The following is a 21,995-nucleotide window of genomic DNA, read 5'->3' on the forward strand; positions in this document are numbered from 1 at the left end:
CCGCCGTGAACGGCGAGGCTTTCAAAAGAAAAAAGTAAAGTCTTCTCGAGTTTTCTGTGTTGTCATATCAATGCTTTCTTTTTCAAGTGGCCTTCAAAAAGATTCCCGGGCCTTCTTCCGGCGTTGTTGGGTTTTGAGGAGAAAAGGAAAATCAAAAGCGCTACAAAAAGACTTCCAGCGGCGAACGGCCCTCGCGCGCCTTCTCCACCTTCAGCTCCATTCCAAAGGCGTTGGTTACCGTCCCGCTCCTCTCGGCCCAGAGGCCGGTCGGGACTACCAGCACGTCCCCGTCGAGCTCCAGCTTTGTCCTCCCCACCACGACGTAGGCTTTGCTCTCCGGGATTCCAGTTACCCCTGCCTTTAGAAGTCCGACAGCATTGACGCCCTCGTGGAGGATTAGCGTTGGGACGTCGAGAGGTTCTCCCCCTTCGAGGATTGCAACCTCGTAGCCCTCCTCAACGATTTCCTTGCCCCTCAGGAGTATCTTGAGCAGCGGGAACTTCTTCGGGTCTGCCTTCAGGAGGACGCGCTTTGCCTTCCTGATGTCCTCAAGTGTGGCAGTGGAGATGCCGCCGCTCACAGTCGAGCCTATTGGAATGCCCTTCTCCTCTGCAAAGGCCTTGAGCCGGGCGATTTCCTCGTTCGTCAGCTCTGGTGTCAGGATTAGGGCATAGTCGCCCTTCTCAATGAATTGCTTCGCCTCCTCCCAGCTCACCGGCTCGCCGTTGAGGAGCGGGCCGGCAAGGTCTTCGGCCCATGGCCTGGCGAAGCGGCAGTAGTCGCAGAGGTGGCCGTTCCATGAGTTCTCCACCCTCGAAGCCCTCACGAGCATGCCGTCGTAGACCTCTATCCCCATTTCACATGCGAAGGAACAACCGTTGCAGACCGTCTTTACGGTTTTTGTCTTCCACGGGCCGGGCTTGACGAAGGGGAGCTTCTCAGTTATCGCCCCGACAGGACAGAGGTCTATCATCTCGCCGATGAACTTACCCTCCACCTCCCCAAGGCCGTCTCCAGGCGGCGGAGAGACCCTAGTCTTGAACCCGCGGTAGAGGTAGTCGAGGACTCCCTCTCCGGCTATCTCGTGGGTGAAGCGGACGCACTGGCCGCAGAGGACGCACTTGTTGTTGTCGAGCGTTACCCACGGGTGGCTCTCGTCTATCTCGAACTTGTTCCCCTCGCCCTCGAAGGCGTCCTGCCTGGCGTTGTAGAGCGTGGCGTACTCCCTCAGCTTGCAGCGGAAGACCTCCATACAGCCGCAGCTCATACAGCGCTTCGCTTCTTCAAGGACCTGCTCCTCGGTTAGGGCCGGCTCGACCTCCTCGAAGGTTCTCTTCCTCTTTTCCGGATCGAGGAGCTTCACCTTCGCCCTCGGCTTTCTTTCGACATGCTCATAGTCCTTCTCGGTGACCCTCTTCCAGTGGTTGTAGGGTCTAAGGTCAAAGAGAACGTTATAGAGGTCGTCGTCGCTTAGGACTTCCTCTATGTGCTTCTCGGGCTCGGTGAGAACGGCTTTGGCCTTCTCAAGCTTGCCTTTAAGATACAAGTCTATCATTATCGCGGCCCTTCTTCCGGTGGCTATGCTCTCGATAACCGTTGACGGCCCGAGGACGAGGTCGCCGCCGGCGAAGACACCGGGAACGCTCGTCTGGAGCGTCACCTCATCAACGAGGGCCTTTCCGCGCCTCGCCTCAATGCCGAGGCTCTTCAGGAACTCCTCGTCGCAGTACTGGCCTATCGCCAGGATAACGTTGTCGGCCTTGACCCTGAACTCTGAGCCCTCTATTGGTATCGGCCTCCTCCTTCCGCTTGAATCTGGCTCGCCGAGGCGCATCTTGACTAGCTCTACCTCCTCGACCTTCCCGTCTCCGATAATCTTCACCGGATTGGTCAGGAACATGAACTCGACGCCCTCTTCCATGGCCTCCTCGACTTCCCTCTCGTTGGCGGGCATCTCTGCCTTCGAACGGCGGTAGACGACTGTGACCTTTGCACCGAGCCTCAGAGCCGTCCTCGCAACGTCCATGGCCGTGTTTCCGCCGCCGACGACTATGACGCGCTCCCCGAGCTCGACCTTTTCGCCCATGTTAACCTTCCTGAGGAACTCTATTCCGTGCATGACACCTTCAAGCTCCTCGCCCGGAATCCCCATTTTCCTGCTTCTCCAGGCCCCGACGCCGAGGAAGACGGCATCGTACCTCTCGCGGAGCTCCTCAAGGCTTACGTCCCTTCCGAGGGCGGTGTTGGTCTTCACCTCTATGCCTGTGTTTATCACTGTCGCAATGTCCCTGTCTAAGACGTCCTTCGGGAGCCTGTAGGGCGGAATGCCGTAGCGCATCATTCCTCCAAGTTCCGGCATCGCCTCGATTATCGTGACCTCGTGGCCCTTAAGGCGGAGGTAGTAGGCGCACGCTAATCCAGCGGGCCCTCCTCCGACGACGGCAATCCTCTTTCCGGTTGAGGGTGGAATCTCAGGCATCCACGGGCCGTGCTCGAGGTCGTAGTCAGCGGCAAAACGCTTGAGCTGCCTTATCGCCAGCGGTTCATCAACGAGGTTCCTCCGGCAGGCGTCCTCACAGAAGGCCGGGCAGACCCTTCCGAGAACAGCCGGCAGGATGTACTTCTCCTTCATCAGCTTGACCGCCTCGTGGTACTTGCCCATCGCTATGAGTGCGAGGTATCCCTGAACGTCGCTGTGGGCCGGACAGGCATCCTGACAGGGACCGATACAGTCGCCGTAGTGGTTGGATAAGATGAGTTCAAGCGCCGTCTTCCTCATCGAAACGACTTCATCGGTGAGTGTCTCTACCTCAAGCCCCTCCACTGGCTTGAGGGTGCACGAGGTGGTAACCCCTCTCTTAGTGGAGATGAGGCAGAGCCTGCAGGAGCCGTAAGGGTCAAGCTCTTCATTGTAGCAGAAGCCGGGCACGTGGCCCATCTCGCGGAGGAGCTCTATGAGCGGCCTCCCTTCAGGGGCCTCGACTTCCTTTCCGTTGACCTTGATTTTGACCATCTCACTCACCCCCTGCATCGACTATCTCTATGGCGTTGAACCGGCAAACCTCGTAGCACGTCCCGCACTTGATGCACTCCTCCTGGTTGATAACGTGGGGCTTGAGCTTCTCGCCTTTGATAGCTTTCACCGGGCAGAATATGGCACATGCAGTACAGCCGGTGCACCTGTCTGCGATGATGACGTACTTGATGAGCGGCTTACAGACCTTGGCCGGGCACTTCCCTTCGATGTGCGCCAGGTATTCGTCCCTGAAGTAGCGGAGCGTCGTGAGGACGGGGTTTGGAGCAGTCTGCCCGAGACCGCAGAGAGAGCCGGCTTTGACCTGATAGGCGAGCCGTTCGAGCTTCTCAAGATCTTCTTCAGTTGCCTCGCCCCTCGTGAACTTGTCAAGGATTTCCCACATCCTCTTGGTGCCAAGGCGGCAGAAGGTGCACTTTCCGCAGGATTCCTTCACAGTGAAGTCGAGGAAGAACTTGGCAACGTCCACCATACAGGTGTCCTCGTCCATGACGACCATTCCACCGCTCCCCATTATCGCACCTGTCGCCGTAACGCTCTCGTAGTCAACGGGCGTGTCGAAGAGATATTCGGGAATGCAGCCTCCGGAGGGGCCGCCGAGCTGGACGGCCTTAATCTTCTTACCCGTCTTCGTCCCACCGCCTATTTCGTAGAGTATCTCCCTCAGCGTCATTCCCATCGGAACTTCGACGTTTCCGCCGTGCTTTATCTTGCCCGACAGGGCAAAGACCTTCGTTCCCTTGCTCTTCTCGGTTCCTATCGAGGCGTAGGCCTCCCAGCCGTGCTTGATTATCCACGGCACGTTCGCCCACGTTTCCACGTTGTTGATGTTGGTGGGCTTGCCCCAGAGGCCCTTCTGGGCCGGATAGGGCGGCCTCGGCCTCGGCATCCCGCGCTTGCCCTCTATGGAAGCTATCAAAGCTGTTTCCTCACCGCAGACGAACGCTCCAGCACCTTCCTTAATGACGATGTCGAAAGAGAAGCCAGAACCAAGGATGTTCTCACCGAGGAAACCCCTCTCGCGCGCCTGCTTCAGCGCTATCTTCAGCCTCCTTATGGCCAGCGGGTACTCGGCACGGACGTAGATGAAGCCCTTCGTCGCTCCAATCGCGTATGCACCGATTATCATACCCTCAATGACGCGGTGCGGGTCGCCCTCAAGGACGTTCCTGTCCATGAAGGCTCCGGGGTCGCCTTCGTCGGCGTTGCAGATGACGTACTTCTCGTCTCCTGGAGCTTCCCTCGTGAACTTCCACTTCAGCCCGGTCGGGAACCCTGCACCGCCCCTTCCCCTGAGGCCGGACTTCGTAATGATGTCTATAATCTCCTCCGGCTTCATCTTGAGGGCCTTTTTGAGGGCTTCATAGCCTCCAACAGCGATGTACTCGTCTATGTTCTCGGGGTCGATGTAGCCGGAGTTTTCGAGCACTATCTTTTTCTGTTTGGCGAAGTAGCCGTCAACGTCCCACGTCTTCCTCTCGCCGTTCTCCCACCAGTCGCGCTTGACAATCCACTCTTCTATGGGCTTTCCGTTGATAACGTGCTCCTCTATGATCCTGGGGACCTTCTTGGGGTCAACGTGGCCGTAGGTGATTATCTCCTCATCGGTGATGATGTCCACGAGGGGCTCGCGGTAGCACATGCCAACGCAGCCTACTATCTTGAGCTTGATGTCGAGGTTTCGCTTCTCAAGCTCGGCCTTTATGGCAGCGTAGGTTTCCCTCGCGCCCGCCGCTATTCCGCAGGAGTTCATGCCGACTGCAATGGCCTTAATTTCAGACATCGAGCTTCCCCTCCCTGAGCTTTCTCATCAGCTTCCTGACCTTCTCGGGCGTGAGCTTGCCGAAGACCTTGTCGTTTATCATTATGACCGGCGCTAAACTGCAGCATCCGAGACAGGCGACGCGCTCCAGCGTTACGAGACCGTCCTCCGTCGTTTGCCCTTCCTCAATCCCAAGCTCCTCGGTTATGGCCTGGGATATGTTCACGGCGCCGTTTACGTGGCAGGCCGTCCCGTGACAGATTTTGACGACGTACTTCCCGAGGGGCTCGAAGCGGAACTGGGCGTAGAAGGTGGCGACGCCGTACACCCTGCTGAGCGGGACACCGAGGTAGTTCGCAATCTCCTCAAGGGCCTTCCTGGGAAGGTAGCCGAACTTTTCCTGCGTTCGCTGGAGAAGAGGAATGAGGGAGCTCGGTTCCGGGGGATATGAGTGGATGTAGCTAAGGTCATCACCCATCTGCATCACCACGGAGCTTTAGTCGGAAAAAACTTCGACTTCAATGTTTATAAGGGTGCATCAAAGTACAAGTTTGTAACAAATGGTTGGCAACCATCTGTTTAGAAGCTTCGCCTTTCACGGCGGAGAGGAGGTCAGGGACGAAGGCTTGAGACACCTCAAGAAGTTCGAGGAGAAGCGCGCGAAAGCCTTCCAGAAGGAGCTCCCGCAGGAAGGCCCCGCCGACATGCTCGATTTAGCGTACAACAGCCAGGTGTGAAAGAAGTACGCCGAGGTATGCCTGCCCGCGACAACGGCAACATGGTCTGTCCGACGTGCCGCTGCTACGAGGTCTGCGACCGCTGGTTGACGCGTACAGCTCCGCCAGGGGGAGGTGCTACGACTCGTGCTTTATGGTCGGTTCACTGGCAAGACTACTCCTCAAGTCGGAGATGCTCACCCCTGAAGCAAAAGGCTATTCGAGGAGCACAGGGAGAAGCTTGCCACTGGATACGTCAGCTACAACAACCTGGCCCCGGCGATAGAGCTGGTCTATGCCCTTGAGCGGGCTAGGAGATAGCGAAGACTCTCCTGGATAGAGGCATCGAAGGGGAGAACGTCCCCGTTGAACCCAGGGAAGGCGAGGGTATCGGCTACGTTGAGGCACCGAGTGGAGTCCTCATACACCACTACCGCACCGACTCGGACGGCAAAATAGCGTACTCAAACATCATAACGCCCACCGCCCTAAACCACGCGATGATGGAGGCCAGCCTGCTGGAGGAGGCGAGGAAGCTCTACGGAGAAGTCGATGAGCGGGCCATGATGCATCGCCTTGAGGAGACTATAAGAGCCTTTGACCCGTGCATCTCCTGTTCTGTGCACCTGGTACGGCTTTGATGGGGGATATTTTGCAAATTTTTTATTTTGCAAATTTTTACAAATTCTTGGAAAACATTTATATCCGCTCACGACAACTCTATAGCAAGGTGAGAGGTATGGAATGGAAAAAGGTGGCCGAGATAGTTGATGCCATCTTTCCAGGGGAGACTGTTCTCGTGAAATATTCGACTTCATATATCCCAGAGTTTCTCCTGAGGTTCTTTGTAGAGCACACTTCAGAGCGGAACATATCCTTGGTTATAGATGATGACTTTGATGCCCTTTACAAGATACTCACCCATGCGGAGTGCATTGGCCTAACGATAGACCTGAACAGGGACAATGTTTATGTCCTCAAAACCGGTGGAAAATTCAAGGTCGGAAACGTTGTGGCAAACGTCCCCTTCAACACGGACTCTAGGGTATACCTAGCCAATTATGCTGCAGCAAGCTCTAAAGTCTTTCAGGAGATACCTTCGACATCAATAAACCTGGTTCTCGGCCTGGAAGACCTGTTTCTATCCATGGAAAGTCCCCTCGATGTGTATCAGATGGTGCTCCGCGTGCAAAAGTTCCTAGGAAACGAGAAAAGGAAAGCTTTCTACATAGTAAATGAGGAAGTCATGGAGAGCCTTCCTGTGAAAATTCTAGGAGAGCTCGAAAGGATTGCTACCACAGTCATAAGACTCATCCCGTACCACACAGGTGCCCGCGTCCAGGTTCTGAAGAGTATAAACCCGCACTTAATGGGGGTGGAAGCTGGGATAGACATAAGGGGGTGGGACTGATGAACTCTCTAGAGCGGCGAGTTATGATAACAAAGGAGAACATTGACATCATATTTGATTACTTACTGTCCGGAGACGTTGAAGTAATAGAAAACAGTGCCATTCTCGGAGTAGAATTTGCCCTTCACATGTTCATGGAGTACTCCAAGCGTCGGGGCGTTCCCTTGATAGTGGAAGATATCTTCGATACCCTACCTGTGTATCTCACTCACTTGAGATTCTTGGGAGTTAACTTTGAAGACCTGGACATGAAAGTCATAAAAGTTGGTGGAAGCCAAGATGCCGGCAACGTGGTCGCGAGGGTTCGTTTTGAAACAGACCCATTGATTTATCAGAGGAAAATCGACCAAAAGTTGCAAAAGATAATCCCAGACGGGAAATACATACACCTCGTGCTCGGCCTGGAAAGGCTTCTCTCCATCCAAAACAACCCCCACATGATCCGCGCTGTCTTGTCTTCGATACGGCAGAAATTAGGTGAGAAAGACGGAATGAGCGTTTATATCCTGGAAAAGCCTTTGGCCAAAAACCCACTCTTTAATCCACTTCCTATGCTGGAGGACCTCGCTACCTCTGTCATAGAGCTGGTGGATGAGGGAGCTGGGATTATCGGAGTCTATCTAAAGAAGTCCCGTCTGGCTCTGCTGATGAACACCCAGCGTCTCCTAATCTCCCCTCGGGATGTCGTTGGGTGGTGGGAGTGAGCTTCCTGAAAAAGTTCTTTGGGAGGCAGGGGAAGGCGGAGGAAATCAAAATAGTATCCAGAAACCCTGTCGGAAAGTTTAGGGTCGAGCAAAGCCTCAACGTTCTCGGAAAGGAGATGCTGATTGGAGAGGTTGAGGGCATAATGTACCCCGGATACAAGGTCAAGGGGGAAAGCGTTGCCATAATCCGAGAAATCCAGAGGGACAGGAAAAAAGTCGACTTCGCTGTTGACGGTGATAGAGTCGCGCTTGTTCTTGAGGGGAAGACAAACGCTAAAAAAGGAGACGTCCTTGAGGTCTACCAGTCGTGAGGTGGTGGTATGATAATCTGGGACAACCACTTCCACGTTGACCCCTTCAAAGGCCTCTTCCTCGAGGCGGTTAAGCAGTTTCACAGGGCTGGAGGGACGCACCTCGTCGTGGTCTACAAGACGGCCCACGACTACGGCTTCCCGGGACTAAATGCGGAGGACTTCATGAAGGCGATGGACTTCCACATCGAACTGGTTGAGAAAATAAACAAGGAGACGCCCGTTAGGGCCTACGCCGTCGTCGGTGTGCATCCGGCGGAGTTCGTTTACCTCGCGGAGCAGAAGGGCCTTGAATACGCCAGAAACGAAGTCATGAAAGCCCTCGAATACGCCCAGAGGCTCTGCCTTGAGGGAAAGGCCATAGCCATAGGCGAGATAGGCAGACCGCACTACGAAGTTCCGCCGGAAATCTGGGATGCGAGCATCGAGCTGATGAAGTACGGGATGAGCTTAGCGAAGGAAGCCGACTGCGCGGTTCAGCTCCACACGGAGAGCTTCGACGAGGCCAAGTTCAGGGAGCTCGGCGAGTACGTGAGGGAAGTTGGAATAAAGCCCCACCGCGTCGTCAAACACTTCTCCCCACCCCTCGTGAAGGTCGCCGAGGAGGTGGGAGTCTTCCCAAGCATCATAGCGAGCAGGAAGAACATCCAGGAAGCCATAAAGCAGGGCAACCGCTTCATGATGGAGACGGACTACATAGACGACAAACGGAGGCCGGGAGCGGTTCTCGGGCCGAAGACCGTGCCAAAGAGGACGAAGGCCTTCCTTCAGAACGGCATATTCACCGAGGAGGACGTTTACAAGATACACGTGGAGAACCCGAGGAAGGTCTATGGGGTAGAGGTGGAGGAGGACTAAATCTCCACCCCCCTCACTACCTTCACAACACCAGGCTCTCCGACTTCTCCCTCCACCTCGAAGGTTTTGCCCAAGAACTGCTCCACGACCCAGACGTTCGTGACGAGGTGGTTGGTTATCTCGGTAACACCGATTTCTCCGCCAGCAAAAGCTAAAAACGGTATCAGCTGGTCGCCTAAGAACTTGTCGGCGGCCTTTCTCAGCGTCAGTGCTTCAATTAGCTCATCAGCCGCTTCCCTGCCAACGGCCTCCGCAGGTTTTCCGCGCTTTCCGAGGGCGTCCCCGCCGAGCCTCAGCGAGTCCGTCTCGGCCCAAACTACGATACCGCTTCCTGGCCCGAGGGAGCGGGACACTTCTGTCTCTATCTCAGCCGGGGCGCTGTAGAGATCCTCCAGCCTCTCTTTGGCAGCCTTAGCCTGCCTCTCAGCAACGTGGGCAGGCAAGTTGGTGGCGTGGCTTATCCCGCCAAAGCGCTCTATTCTTCCCCACTCAAGCGCCACGAGGGGCTTCCTCTCCTCCCAGGGCTCGACCCTTCCAGTGACGAGGCCACCGCCCTTGGGGTAGTGCCCCCTGCGCTTTAGCTCGAGCTCGACCTTCAGACCCATCTTTTCGAGTGCAAAGAGGGTCACGTTCTTCAGGTAGTCCACCGGCGGGCTCCAGGGGACGTCTGTTCCACCAGTTATCTCAAAGCTCCCGCCCGTGAATGCCATCGCCGGAAGAAGGGCCTGAAGGGCGAGGGTTATGCTCCCGGCGGTCTTTACCGGCACGCGGACGTGCTTGGGCTCGGCCTTTCCGGGTATGAACTCAAGGGCCGTGGAGCCGACCTCCGCGCCCTTGACCTTCGCGTTGCTCAGCTCCTTTAGGGCTAGAATCCCGTGTAGATGCTGGGGCCTTAAACCCGGATTCGGCCTGTTGGCGCGGATTTTAATTATCTTGACAGGTTTTCCGGTGATCACCGAGAGGGCCACGCTCGTCCTCAGTATCTGACCACCGCCCTCGCCGTAGGAGCCGTCTATGACTATCATTCCTCTCACCGGAACTAAGTTCCCGGCACGGACTAAAAAGCTTCGCCCAAATGCTTTTACCCTCAAGTCCTAAGTTACAACGGTGAGAGTATGGACGAGCTTGAGTTCTGCGTGAAAAGCCTGAGCTATCCCCTCGGCATGCTCCTTGAAGGAATGGAGAGAGCACCTGGGAAATCCGTCCGGGTAACAAAGAACCGCATCACACTCCCCGACGTTCCCTTCGCCGCGCTTTGCTACCTGACGGGGATAGCACTCTACGACTCTCTCGACTTGGTGGACAAAAAGCGCCTCCAGAACGACTACGAGGCCCTTGAGCGGTTCCGGGCGAAGCTCCTGGGCTCAAAGCTAGGGGATAGGCTAAGGCCCTACCTGGAAAGTCCCGGACTTTACGTATCTCCCGGGGAGAGACTGGCGGTTGACTGGCTTGAGTTCGAGGCGAGGATGGAGGCAGTTGAGCCCTATCTCAAAAGGTTTCTGGAGCTGAAAGAGACCGTTGGGAGCAGGGATTCTTTGCTGAGAGAAGCGGGATTTCTCGGCGAACTCAGCCCCGACCGGGGACTCCTGCTAATCTACCTCGCCGAAGATGAGAACCTCAAGGCGCTGATAAACGCGGCGTTGGGAAAGCACAACCCCGAGTTCAGGGCTATGGCGCTCAGGCACTTCAGAGCTCTCCGAGGTTGAGGCGGACTGCCAAGGGCAGGGCGTCTTTTTCGTCCAGTCCTTTTTTCTCCATCAGGGCCTTAACGAGCCTTGCCAAGGCCTCGACGTTTCTGAGGCTGAGCTTTTCGGGGGGATACTTCCTAAAAAGAGATGGACTTACCTGGAACCCAACTCTTTCTGAGAGCTCCGCCGCGAACTCCTCCGGCGAGAGCGGGGGGAGTCGTAAGGTAACGGGGAAGTCGAAACCTAAATATTTTGAGGCGCGCTTCGTCTCAACGATTAGCTGGAAGTCTCGCTCTGGATTTTCCATGATACCGAGGAGCTCTGGGGGCTCCGGTTCCCTTAGGAGCTTTGCATTTGGGGGGAGGTACTCAGAAAGGTCAACGCCCCTCAGGTTTTCAACGAGGACATCTACACCGAGCGAGAGGACTTCGTTGAGTTCAATGGACGGCTCTTCATTCTCTTCAGCTTCTCCCCCTCTGACGACCAGCTTCTCGTAGAGGGACTCGCTCACGAGCGTGAGCTGGTAAACCGTTTCCCTGCCTTCAAGGTGGAGGACGCCGTTTGAGAGGAGCTTCAGCCCGAGCCGTGCGAGGGCCGAGCTGAGTGATAATTCTGTCCGGGTTGTTATGGCGCTTTTGCCCCTGACGCTCTCAGTTCCACTGCTCACGAGGCGGTAATCGGCAGGAAAGAGGCCCTGGGCGTTAAAAAACTTCTCAAGGGCCTCTTTCGCCGTCTCTTCGCTGACGGCGTACACCTTGACGAACTCAACGTTATCTGTGGAATCCACACCGATGAAGACGACCGCGTCCCGGCGTTCCCGCGGAAGGAGTATATCGTCCATGGCCCTTGCCTCATCAGAGGCTCATGGCTCCGAGAAGCTCCCCGGTCTCTATGTTGAAAATCTCGACGACCCTCTTCCTCGTGTCCAGCAGGGCGACGCTCTTGATGCCGGTTATGTAGCCGCAGACCTCGCCGGGGTTTACGACTATCGTCCTGCCCTCTTCCCTTATCTCGTACCTGTGGGTGTGGCCGACCACGACGACGTCGTAGAGCCTGCTGCGCGCCAGCGCGCGGACGATTCTCTCATCTGTTCCGTGGGTAACGGCAATCTTCATCCCGTCGGCCTCGATTTCGAGTATGTCATCGTATATGCCGAGGGCCTCGTATAGGCCTTTTCTCTCGCCGTCGTTGTTGCCGAAAACCCCCTTGAGCGGGGCCCTGAGCCTTCCCAACTCCCTTGCAACAAATGGTGCAACGTAGTCTCCGGCATGGACTACAAGCTCAACGTTCCTCTCGTTGAAGAAATCGACTGCCTTCCTTATAGCCGGGAGGTTGTCGTGTGTGTCACTCATTATACCAATCAGCATTACGCTCACCGTATCCAACTGTCCGTTCAAGTTTAAAGGGTTATCGAGACCAAAACCGTCCCCGCGTCCATTTGTATTCATGAATGCCTTCGAGTGGAAATAGAACTGGCACGGGTCCGCTCAACATCGTCCTAACGTGTTCCGACAAGGTTTATTAGCTTGAGACCGTTAGGTCGTTCAAGGTGGTGGCATGTTCACAGGCAGGGCGCTCATAGCGGTCAAGGTATTAAAGCCGTTTTCGGACTGGAATCAGGGCGACATAGTCCTGGTTGAGGACTGGAAGGCGAGAGAGCTGTGGGAAGCCGGTATCGTCGAGATTGTGGACGAGACCGACAAGATAATCGGTGAGATAGACAAGGCCATCGCCGGAGAGATGGAAAGCGAGCCCCTGACGGCCCTTCCTGCTGGACTCTATGAGAGGGCCGAGTTCTACCAGTATTACCTTGAGAACTACGTCCGCCTCAACCCTAGCGAGAGCGTTGAAACCATAAACGTCAAGCTCACGAAGCTCGCCAACCTCAAGAAGAAGCTGAGGGACTTGAAGATGATACGCTTTAACAAGATACTCAAAGCGGTCATGCTGAGGCCCAACAGCCTTGAGCTCCTCTCACGCCTATCACCTGAGGAGAGAATGCTCTACCTCCAGATGTCCAAAATAAGGAATGAATGGCTCGGTGATGCCTGATGGACAGGGAGGAGATGATTTCACGCTTTGCAAAGTTCCTTCGCGAGTACGTTGATGATGACGGCAATGAAGTCTACATTAACCGCCTCAAGGACTTGCTGACGGTCACACCGAGGCGCTCTCTGGCCATAGACTGGGCACACCTCAACTCCTTCGACCCCGAGCTGGCAGAGGAACTCCTCAACAACCCCGAGGAAGCGATAGCGAGCTGTGAAGATGCCATCCAGATTATCCTCCGCGAGCCCCCGCTCCTCGTCGAGAGGGATTTGAAGGTTCACGCGCGCTTTTACAACCTGCCCCACACGCTCCTCGTCAAGGAACTGGGGAGCGAGCACATAAACAGGCTGATTCAGGTCGAGGGAATCATCACGCGCGTCAGCGAGGTCAAGCCCTTCGTCCAGAGGGCAGTTTTCGTCTGTAAGGACTGCGGAAACGAGATGATTCGCCTCCAGAGGCCCTACGAGAACCTTGTTAAGCCAGCCAAGTGCGACGCCTGTGGCTCAAGAAATGTCGAGCTCGACGTCGAGAAGAGTCGGTTCATAAACTTCCAGAGCTTCCGCCTCCAGGACAGGCCCGAGAGCCTCAAGGGAGGTCAGATGCCGAGGTTTGTTGACGCAATACTCCTCGACGACCTCGTTGATACGGCCCTCCCAGGCGACCGCGTTCTTGTAACCGGAATCCTGCGCGTTATCCTCGAGCAGAAGGACAAGAGGCCGATTTTCAAGAAAGTCCTCGAGGTCAACCACATCGAACAGCTCAGCAAGGAGATAGAGGAGCTTGAGATTACCCCCGAGGACGAGCAGAAGATACGTGAGCTGGCCAAGAGGAAGGACATCGTGGACGCGATAGTGGATTCGATAGCCCCCGCGATCTGGGGCCACAAGACGGTCAAGAAGGGCATAGCCCTAGCTCTCTTCGGCGGCGTCCAGAGGGTTTTGCCAGATGGGACGAAGCTTCGCGGTGAGAGCCATGTTTTACTGGTTGGAGATCCTGGAGTGGCAAAGAGTCAGCTCCTCCGCTACGTGGCCAACTTGGCTCCGAGGGCGATTTATACGAGCGGTAAGAGCTCAAGCGCCGCCGGTCTGTGCGTTGCGCCCGGCTCTCTCGTGGTATCTGATTCAGGTATCCATCAGATAGGCCCGCTAACTGAAAGCTGGATGAAGGAACTTGGTTCGATTAGGTATTCAGAGGGAGCAGAGTACTCGCCGTATCTCGGAGCGAGCCTGTCTGCTGAGGGTGGAAGCGTAACAAGCGCCCCCCTAAGCAGAGTCTGGAAGCTCAAAGCACCGGGAGAACTCGTGAGAATCAAAACGATAACCGGTAAGGAGCTGGTGTTAACTCCGGAAACAAAGCTCCTGACTGTCCTAGATGGGAAGCTCAAGTGGGTTGAGGCCAAGGAGTTCAAAGAGGGCGACTACGTTGCGACGCTGAGGAAGCTAACCGTAGAGGAGAAACAAACCCCCGTCCTTGAACTCCTGAAGGACCTTGATGACCTTGTCCTATACGGGATTGAGGAGCAGGTCGGTGAGCTCATCGAGGAGACCCTTAGAAAGCTCGATATCACCAAGAGGGAGCTCACGAAGAGGCTCGGAGTCAGTGAGGGCATGCTGTACTACAACTGGGTTAACCCAGGGGCGAGGGGCAACATAAGGATGAAGCATCTCCGCAGGCTCGTTGAGCTTGCCGAGTGGGACTGGGAGAGAATAAACGTCGAAGCGGTCTCACTCCAAGCGGGAACAAGGGTGAGGATTCCCAAGTACCTCGATGAGAGGCTCGCTTACTTTGCAGGGCTTGTTGCGGGAGACGGCGATGTCTCAAGAGCTGGTTGGGGAGTCGCGATAAGGTTCTCCAACAAGAACCCTGAGATGAGACGCAGGTTCACTGAGCTTGCAAAGGAGCTCTTTGGAGTTGATGTTACGGAGCAGGTTAAGGACGGAGTCCCCTCACTGCGCTTCCACTCGAAGGTTATTGCTCACCTGCTTGAGAAACTCGGCATTCCGCAATCTCCGAAGTCCCACCGGCTGGACATACCAAACGAGCTCTTTACCGCCCCGAAGGGTGTCCTCGCGTCGTACATCAGGGGGCTGTTTGACTGCGACGGCACCGTTGTAATAAGGGAAAGGGGCTCTTCCTACGTCGAGCTTGACACTACCAGCGAGAGGCTTGCCAAGAAACTCCAGCTGGCCCTGCTCAGGTTTGGCATAGTGGCTCACTTAAGAAAGCGGAAGCGTGCAGGTCGCACCTCAAAGTCCAAAGGCAGAGAGATAACGTCGAGACACGATAGGTGGGAGCTCAAAATCTACGGCGAGAACATCCTGAAGTTCGCGGCGGAGATTGGCTTTGGGCATCCGGAGAAGGCGAGCAAGCTCGATGCTTTAGTCGAAAAGATGAGGGGTCAGAAGTACGACACCAATGTGGACGTAATACCCGGCGTCGGAGAACTGATACGGGAGATTAGAACCTTCTACGGTTTGAGCATCGAACAGGCATACGGTTCAAACTTCGGGGCGCTCGTGGAAAAAGGAAAGCCCATATCAAGAAGGGGCCTTCTCAGAGTCGTGGAGAACCTCTCGAATGCAAAAATAGAGGACTCCCCTGTGGAGCTTCCAGAGAGCCTTAGGGTTGCAATAGGGAAAGCACTAACACCGGAAGAGCTGGGAATGACGTACAAAGAGTTCTACGAGCTGTTCCTGAGGAAGAGACCGCGCCGGCTTAAGTTTGGACTGCTCGTCGAGGTTGCGAGGGCCATCGAAAGGAAAGACAAGTCCCTGTACTCCCAGCTCATTTGGCTTCTCAGCGAGCATTCCACGAGAGAAGAGGAGATTAGAGCAAAGCTTGAGAGATTAAAGGCACTCGCCACATCGGACTTCCTCTGGGAAAAGGTCAGACTCACCGAGAGAATAAGCTCCCCCTACGACCACGTCTACGACCTCACGGTTGAGGGCTCCCACAGCTTCATCGCCAACGGCTTCGTCGTCCACAACACCGCCGCAGCCGTGCGCGACGAGTTCACAGGCTCTTGGGTTCTGGAAGCGGGTGTTCTTGTTCTCGCCGACGGTGGGTTCGCGTTAATCGACGAGTTCGACAAGATGAGCGACAGGGACAGGAGCGCGATACACGAGGCGCTGGAGCAGCAGAGCTACCACCACGACTTTGAGATCCTCCTAGCTGACGGCAGGAAGGTGAAGATAGGCGAGCTGGTGGATTCGCTCATTGAAACCAACCGCGATAAGGTGATAATCGGCAAGGACACCGAAATCCTGCCGGTTGACGACATAGAGCTGCTCGCCTACGACCTTGAGAAGAAGGAAGTGGTCAAGGTCAAGGCGGACCGTGTGAGCAGGCACAAGGCCCCGGAGAAGTTCATAAGGCTGAGATTCTCGAACGGCAGGGAGATAACAGTAACGCCGGAGCACCCGATAATGGTGTGGGAAAACGGCGAGATAAGGGAGAAACCGGCCGAGAAGGTCACAGTGAACGATGTGGTGCTTGGGGTCTCCAGGTACCCGGTAGAGCTCCAGCCCCCTGAGGGCAGAGTCTTTAAAGACCCTGTAAGCGCGTGGCTCATACAGGATTACCTCTACTCCCGTGGTATTGTGTCGAGAATAAGAAAGGGTTCAGCCGGCTACGAGGTCCTTCCCACGGAGAGAACCTTCCCAGGGGAGCTCCTGAGGACTCTAAGGGACGCAGGAAAAGAACTGCGTTTCAAGCTCTCCAAGTGGTACCACGCGAGAAAACCCCTCGTTTCAGAAAACCTCCTGAGAGAGGAGATAGAGAGGCTTAAGGGCCACATCAAGCACGTCAGGGAAATCGCAGAGAAAGACCCCCTTGAGGCCTTCAACTATCTCATCAAATCGAGGGTCGCCTCCAAGTACGGGCTCACTCCCCAGACCCTTGAACACCGGGTGGCGAGGGGAGAGCCGCTCGCCATCTCAATAGTAAAGAACGAAGTGGAGATGGCTGCTGGAAGAATTGAGAGGGCCATAAGACGTGTGGAAGACCTTATAAACGCCAACGTAAACTTCCTTGGCGTAACAGGGGTTGAAGAAATCTCCAACGACGGCTGGGAGTGGGTCTACGACATAACCGTCGAGCCCCACCACCTCTTCGTTTCCCACGGGCTGGTTCTCCACAACACGATAAGCATCTCCAAAGCTGGTATAACCGCGACTCTAAACGCGAGGACAACCGTCATAGCCGCTGCAAACCCAAAGTTTGGCCGCTTCAACAGACACAAGAGCCTTCCGGAGCAGCTCGACCTCCCACCGACCCTGCTGAGCCGTTTTGACCTGATATTCCTGCTCCTTGACGAGCCCGACGAGAAGATAGACGCGAGCATAGCAGAGCACATCCTTAAGGTGAGGAGGGGTGAGGCAGAAGTTGTCACTCCAAAGATACCCTACGACCTGCTCAAGAAGTACATAGCCTACGCGAGGAAGAACGTCCACCCCGTCCTCAGCAAGGAAGCCATGGAAGAAATCAAGCGATACTACGTCAAGATGAGAAAGGGACTCAGGAGGGGCGACGAAGAGGGCGTCCAGCCGATTCCAATCACGGCGAGACAGCTTGAGGCCCTTATCAGACTGAGCGAGGCCCACGCGAGGATGAGATTGAGCGAGACGGTAACGAGGGAGGACGCGAGGGCGGCGATAGAGCTCATCGAGGCAATGATGAGGACAATAGCCGTTGATGAGGAGGGCAACATCGACGTCTCGATACTGGAGGTAGGAAAGAGCTCGAAGAAGCTCAACAAGATAGAGAAGCTGGTCGATATAATCAAGAACCTCGAAAGCGAGGGCGACTACGGCGCTCCGGCCGATAAGGTAATCGAGGCGGCGAAGCAGGCAGGGGTCGGGAACAAGCGCGAGGTTGAGAAGATAATCGAGGAGCTCAAGGCAGATGGCAGAATCTATGAGCCGAGGGCGGGGTTCTACAAGGTGCTCTAACAAAGGTTATAAAGCGAAAGTAAAAAACCCATGAGGGGGTGAGAAAATGAGTGAGAACATTGACTTTTACGACTTTGAGAAGCTCCTCGATAAGGCTTATGAGGAGTTGCCCGAGAACATAAAGTCCCACAAGTCCCGTTTCGAGGTGCCTGCGGCAGTTGTCACGATTGCCGGTAACAGAACCATCATTGAGAACTTCGTTGACATAGCGGAAGCGATGAACCGCGACCCGAACCACCTGCTCAAGTTCATTCTGCGCGAGGTGGCTACGGCTGGAACCCTCGAGGGCAGGCGCGTAATCCTCCAGGGGCGCTTTACACCGTACCTCATAGGCAACAAGATGAAGAAGTACCTCAAGGAGTACGTCATCTGTCCTGTCTGTGGCTCGCCTGACACCAAGATACTCAAGAAGGGCCGCTTCCACTTCCTCAAGTGTGAAGCATGTGGTGCCGAGACGCCTATCCAGCACCTCTGAGGCCCTTATTCTTTTTTCTCCAGTTGTGGATAAATTATCCATTTTTGAATGAAACTATTCTCTCAAAAATCCTTTTAAACTTTACAAATTACAACCCCCGAGAACTCAAGGGGGTTACTCTTATGAGCATGGAGGAAAAGCTCAAAGAACTCTATGAGAGGAAGGAAAAAATTCTCGCAATGGGCGGTGAAAAGGCGGTAGAAAAACAGCACGCCAAGGGCAAGCTCACCGCCCGCGAGAGGATTGAGAAGCTCCTCGACCCCGGAAGCTTCGTGGAAATAGGAATGTTCGTCAAGCACCGCGGAACGGAGTTTGGCCTCGACAAAAAGGAACTCCCCGCCGACGGTGTCATCACTGGCTATGGAACTATCGATGGAAGGCTCGTCTTCGTCTACGCCCAGGACTTCACCGTCATGGGCGGTTCCCTCGGCGAGATGCACGCGATGAAGATTAAACGCGTTATGGAGCTGGCCCTTGAAGCAGGGGCGCCGGTTATAGGCCTCAACGACTCCGGCGGTGCCAGAATCCAGGAGGGCGTTGACTCCCTCAAGGGCTACGGTGATATCTTCAAGATGAACACGATTCTCAGCGGTGTTGTTCCGCAGATCACCGCGATAATGGGCCCCTGCGCCGGTGGAGCCGTTTACAGCCCGGCGATAGGAGACTTCATCCTCATGGTGGACAACCCGGCGAGCTTCATGTTCATCACCGGCCCGCAGGTCGTTAAGGCCGTCACCGGTGTCGAGGTTACACCGACCCAGCTCGGCGGAGCGATGGTTCACGCTCAGAAGGCCGGGCAGGCCCACCTCATAGGGAAGAGCGACGAGGAAGTCTTGGCGCTAATAAGGCGCCTCGTGAGCTACCTACCGTCGAACAACATGGAGAAGCCCCCGCGCGTCAAGAGGAACGACCCGCCCTTCAGGAAGAGCGAGAGGCTCTACGAGATTGTCCCGGACGACCCGAACAAGCCCTACGACGTCAGGGAGGTCATCTACGAGATAGTTGACCGCGACGAGAACGGCAACCCGGACTTCCTGGAGATTCTGCCCTACTTCGCCCCGAACGCCGTCGTCGGCTTTGGAAGGATGAACGGCCAGACCGTCGGTATAGTCGCCAACAACCCCAAGTACTTCGCAGGCGTTCTCGACATAGACTCAAGCGACAAGATAGCGCGCTTCGTTAGAACCTGTGACGCCTTCAACATCCCGATAGTTACCCTCGTGGACGTTCCCGGCTATTTACCGGGCGTTGACCAGGAGAGCAGGGGAATAATCAGGCACGGCGCGAAGGTTCTCTACGCCTACGCAGAGGCGACCGTCCCGATGGTAACCGTGATTCTGAGGAAGGCCTACGGTGGTGCCTACCTCGCTATGGGAAGCAAGCACCTCGGTGCCGACTTCGTCTTCGCCTGGCCCATTGCGGAAATAGCCGTTATGGGTCCTGAGGGAGCGGCGAACATCATATTCAGGAAGGAAATCGCCCAGGCGGAGAACCCTGAGGAAATTAGAGGGCAGAAGATAGCCGAATACCGCGAGAAGTTCGCCAACCCGTACGTCGCGGCCGCGAGAGGTTACATCGACGACGTCATCGACCCTGCAGAGACGAGGGCGAAGGTGATTATGGCGCTCGAAGCCCTTGAGAGCAAGCGCGTCAAGCTCCCGCCGAAGAAGCACGGCAACATACCGCTGTGAGGTGAAAGCATGAGCCAGTTTGCCGAAGGCGGATGGATTACTGTAATCGGCGTCACGATAGTCTTCGCGATACTGAGCATACTCGCCATCGTCATGTACGCCATAGGCGCCTTCGAGCGTGGAATGACAAGGAAAGCAGAGGGCAAACCCAAGAGCGAAGCTAAGGAGGCACCCGTTGAGGAGAAGAAAGAGACTGGGGCTCCGAATGAGGAAATCCCCCCGAGGGATTTGGCCATTATTACTGCCTCAATTTTGGCCTACATCGCGAAGAAGGCGGAAGTCGCCAGACCCGTCCCGTTTAGGAGGAAGGTCTCCGATGCCTGGCGCCTTTACGGCGTCCAGACCTACATGAATGAAGTTGAGAACTTCAACTACGAACTCAGGAAGTGGTGAAGATGAAGGTTAAGGTCATCGTTGAGGGTAGGGAATACGAGGTCGAGGTTGAGGAGCTCGGTGGTGGAAAGTTCAGGGTCAGCTTCGATGGCAAAAGCTACGAGGTCAAGGCAGAGGGGCTGGGGATACCGCTTCCGAGCCTTCCTGAAGCGCCTGCAAGTGCTCCGGCTCCTGTTCCTGCGCCTGCTCCAGCGCCTGCCCCAACACCAGTTCCAAGCGCCCCTTCGCCGGCCCCTGCGCAGGCTTCGCCGAATACTGTTACGGCCCCGATGCCTGGCAAGGTTGTTAGGATACTCATCAGGGAGGGCGAGCAGGTTAAGACTGGTCAGGGACTGCTCGTGCTTGAGGCCATGAAGATGGAGAACGAGATTCCAGCACCAAAAGACGGCGTCGTAAAGAAAATCTACGTAAAAGAAGGCGACGCCGTAAACACCGGCGACCCACTGATAGAGCTTGGGTGATGGAACATGACAAGCTTCGTGGACTTCATCAACACCATGGGCCTGCTCCACCTCACGGTAGGGAACCTCATCATGATTGCAGTGGGCCTGACGCTCGTCTACCTCGCGATACGCTACGAGATGGAGCCCCTGCTCCTCCTTCCGATAGGCGTTACGGCCGTGCTCGTCAACCTCCCCCTCAACGGTATAGCGAACTGTTCGACCATTGGGGGCCTCTGCGAACACCCGGGACTGCTTGACATAGTCTATCACTATCTCATCAAAACGGAGATAGTGCCGCTCCTCATATTCTTCGGTCTAGGTGCAATGACCGACTTCGGACCTCTCATCGCCGACCCCAAGACTGCCCTACTCGGCGCGGCGGCGCAGATTGGTGTGTTCATAGCGATGCTCACGGCTCTTGCCCTCGGCTTCAACCTCCACCAGGCGGCCTCGATAGGAATCATCGGCGGTGCCGACGGGCCGACGACGATATACTTGACCACAAAGCTCGCTCCAGAAATCCTCGCCGCCACCGCCGTCGCCGCTTACAGCTATATGAGCCTCGTCCCGCTGATTCAGCCGCCGATTATCAAGGCCCTAACGACCCCAGAGGAAAGGAAAATCAGGATGGAGCAGCTCAGGCCTGTGTCAAAAAGGGAGAAGATTCTCTTCCCGATTGTCAGCATGATTGTCATCGGCCTTCTCGTCCCCAGCGCAGCGCCCCTTATCGGAATGCTCATGATGGGCAACCTCTTCCGCGAGAGCGGTGTCGTGCCGAGGCTCACGAAGGCGGCTCAGGAAGAGCTCATGAACATCGTCACCATCTTCCTCGGCCTCGGTGTCGGCTCCACCATGAGGGCTGAGAGCTTCCTGACCCCTGAGACCCTCAAGATACTCGCCCTCGGTGTCGTCGCCTTCGCCAGCGCAACAGCTGGAGGAGTGCTCTTTGGGAAGCTCATGATGAAGCTCTCGGGAGGCAGGATAAATCCTATGATAGGAGCGGCTGGAGTTTCGGCGGTTCCGATGTCGGCCAGGGTCGTCCAGAGAATAGCGAGCGAGGAAGACCCAGGAAACTTCATCCTCATGCACGCGATGGGGCCGAACGTGGCAGGAGTTATAGGAACTGCCGTCGTCGCGGGCGTTTTCCTCGCCCTGCTGGGCTGATGCCCTCTTTTTAATCTTACCCTCTTGCTTTTGGTAGCTGGGCTAAGATAGAACGAATTGGACTTTCTCATCGTCATGAATGGCCCGAAAAGAGAAAAGCAGTGGCCTCTACCGTTAGATTACTGTTAGTTCTCTAGTCAGTGCCGCCCACTCGCCTTTTTCCACCCGTCAGGAGTCGTGGCTATCAGGACTATCAAACCGGCCAGTATTGCGTGGTCGCGTATGGTTGAGACGAACTTGAAGAACCTTTTGAACCGTTTTCAATTGCTAGGTATTTGAGTCCTATGCAATAATGAAAAGCTTAAAATAGGAGTAGGGCGCCTTAATGTAAAGCGGTGGTGAAGGAA

At 55.6% G+C, this 21,995-nt stretch carries 18 protein-coding genes and 1 pseudogene; 13 read left to right on the forward strand and 6 right to left on the reverse strand.

Annotated elements, in window-relative coordinates; all coding sequences use genetic code 11:
* Window positions 1-160: 160 nt before the first annotated feature.
* The 3 genes from TEU_RS04595 to nuoE are packed head-to-tail and all read right to left on the reverse strand — an operon-like array spanning window position 161 to window position 5,274.
* The gene (locus tag TEU_RS04595; protein WP_050002663.1) at window positions 161-3,013 is read right to left on the reverse strand and encodes an NAD(P)-binding protein; all 2,853 of its coding nucleotides are present in this window, start codon (window positions 3,011-3,013) and stop codon (window positions 161-163) included.
* Window position 3,014: 1 nt separating this feature from the next.
* Complete coding sequence (gene nuoF / locus TEU_RS04600; protein ID WP_050002664.1) at window positions 3,015-4,817, reverse strand: NADH-quinone oxidoreductase subunit NuoF; 1,803 nt, start codon at window positions 4,815-4,817, stop codon at window positions 3,015-3,017.
* Window positions 4,810-5,274, reverse strand: a complete 465-nt coding sequence (gene nuoE, locus TEU_RS04605; RefSeq protein ID WP_050002665.1) for an NADH-quinone oxidoreductase subunit NuoE — start codon at window positions 5,272-5,274, stop codon at window positions 4,810-4,812. Before nuoE ends, nuoF begins: the two co-directional genes overlap by 8 nt.
* 127 nt (window positions 5,275-5,401) lie before the next feature.
* Between nuoE and TEU_RS11875 the strand changes: the two are divergent.
* The 5 genes and pseudogenes from TEU_RS11875 to TEU_RS04625 all read left to right on the forward strand — a co-directional run.
* Window positions 5,402-6,153, forward strand: a pseudogene (locus tag TEU_RS11875) (nickel-dependent hydrogenase large subunit); the annotation flags it as partial.
* Window positions 6,154-6,251: 98 nt separating this feature from the next.
* Entirely contained in the window at window positions 6,252-6,923 is a 672-nt protein-coding gene (locus TEU_RS04610; RefSeq protein WP_050002666.1) for a DUF257 family protein, read from the forward strand.
* A complete protein-coding gene (locus tag TEU_RS04615) occupies window positions 6,923-7,627 on the forward strand; it encodes a DUF257 family protein (protein ID WP_050002667.1) in 705 nt (234 codons plus the stop codon). The genes TEU_RS04610 and TEU_RS04615 overlap by 1 nt, the downstream gene beginning before the upstream one ends.
* Entirely contained in the window at window positions 7,624-7,938 is a 315-nt protein-coding gene (gene pbp11 / locus TEU_RS04620; RefSeq protein WP_227738771.1) for a tRNA-binding protein Pbp11, read from the forward strand. Before TEU_RS04615 ends, pbp11 begins: the two co-directional genes overlap by 4 nt.
* Window positions 7,939-7,947: 9 nt before the next feature.
* Window positions 7,948-8,796: a TatD family hydrolase gene (locus TEU_RS04625; protein WP_050002668.1), complete on the forward strand. Its 849-nt coding sequence runs from the start codon at window positions 7,948-7,950 to the stop codon at window positions 8,794-8,796.
* Here TEU_RS04625 and rtcA read toward each other — a convergent pair.
* On the reverse strand, window positions 8,793-9,821 hold the full coding sequence (rtcA, locus tag TEU_RS04630) for an RNA 3'-terminal phosphate cyclase (RefSeq protein ID WP_050002669.1): 1,029 nt from the start codon (window positions 9,819-9,821) through the stop codon (window positions 8,793-8,795). The genes TEU_RS04625 and rtcA overlap by 4 nt on opposite strands.
* Window positions 9,822-9,911: 90 nt before the next feature.
* Here rtcA and TEU_RS04635 point away from each other — a divergent pair, with 90 nt between their 5' ends.
* The gene (locus tag TEU_RS04635) at window positions 9,912-10,502 is read left to right on the forward strand and encodes a hypothetical protein (protein ID WP_050002670.1); all 591 of its coding nucleotides are present in this window, start codon (window positions 9,912-9,914) and stop codon (window positions 10,500-10,502) included.
* Here TEU_RS04635 and TEU_RS04640 read toward each other — a convergent pair.
* Both TEU_RS04640 and TEU_RS04645 read right to left on the reverse strand, forming a co-directional pair.
* Complete coding sequence (locus TEU_RS04640) at window positions 10,483-11,325, reverse strand: hypothetical protein (RefSeq protein WP_050002671.1); 843 nt, start codon at window positions 11,323-11,325, stop codon at window positions 10,483-10,485. The two genes, TEU_RS04635 and TEU_RS04640, sit on opposite strands and share 20 nt — an antisense overlap.
* Before the next feature lie 13 nt (window positions 11,326-11,338).
* Complete coding sequence (locus TEU_RS04645) at window positions 11,339-11,851, reverse strand: metallophosphoesterase (protein ID WP_050002672.1); 513 nt, start codon at window positions 11,849-11,851, stop codon at window positions 11,339-11,341.
* A gap of 190 nt (window positions 11,852-12,041) precedes the next feature.
* Here TEU_RS04645 and TEU_RS04650 point away from each other — a divergent pair, with 190 nt between their 5' ends.
* From TEU_RS04650 to TEU_RS04685, 7 genes are all read left to right on the forward strand, one after another.
* Window positions 12,042-12,536: a hypothetical protein gene (locus TEU_RS04650; RefSeq protein WP_050002673.1), complete on the forward strand. Its 495-nt coding sequence runs from the start codon at window positions 12,042-12,044 to the stop codon at window positions 12,534-12,536.
* Entirely contained in the window at window positions 12,536-17,482 is a 4,947-nt protein-coding gene (locus TEU_RS11485) for an LAGLIDADG family homing endonuclease (RefSeq protein WP_081947202.1), read from the forward strand. The genes TEU_RS04650 and TEU_RS11485 overlap by 1 nt, the downstream gene beginning before the upstream one ends.
* Before the next feature lie 46 nt (window positions 17,483-17,528).
* Window positions 17,529-17,957 carry a translation initiation factor IF-2 subunit beta gene (locus TEU_RS04665; protein ID WP_050002674.1) on the forward strand — a complete coding sequence of 143 codons (429 nt, stop codon included), beginning with the start codon at window positions 17,529-17,531 and terminating at the stop codon, window positions 17,955-17,957.
* 122 nt (window positions 17,958-18,079) lie between these two features.
* Complete coding sequence (locus tag TEU_RS04670) at window positions 18,080-19,648, forward strand: carboxyl transferase domain-containing protein (RefSeq protein ID WP_050002675.1); 1,569 nt, start codon at window positions 18,080-18,082, stop codon at window positions 19,646-19,648.
* A gap of 9 nt (window positions 19,649-19,657) precedes the next feature.
* The gene (locus TEU_RS04675; protein ID WP_050002676.1) at window positions 19,658-20,041 is read left to right on the forward strand and encodes an OadG family protein; all 384 of its coding nucleotides are present in this window, start codon (window positions 19,658-19,660) and stop codon (window positions 20,039-20,041) included.
* Window positions 20,042-20,043: 2 nt separating this feature from the next.
* The gene (locus TEU_RS04680) at window positions 20,044-20,502 is read left to right on the forward strand and encodes an acetyl-CoA carboxylase biotin carboxyl carrier protein subunit (protein WP_050002677.1); all 459 of its coding nucleotides are present in this window, start codon (window positions 20,044-20,046) and stop codon (window positions 20,500-20,502) included.
* A 6-nt stretch (window positions 20,503-20,508) separates the two neighbouring features.
* Window positions 20,509-21,648, forward strand: a complete 1,140-nt coding sequence (locus TEU_RS04685; protein WP_050002678.1) for a sodium ion-translocating decarboxylase subunit beta — start codon at window positions 20,509-20,511, stop codon at window positions 21,646-21,648.
* The last annotated feature ends 347 nt before the right edge of the window (window positions 21,649-21,995 follow it).

The organism is Thermococcus eurythermalis, assembly GCF_000769655.1.
Taxonomy (GTDB): domain Archaea; phylum Methanobacteriota_B; class Thermococci; order Thermococcales; family Thermococcaceae; genus Thermococcus; species Thermococcus eurythermalis.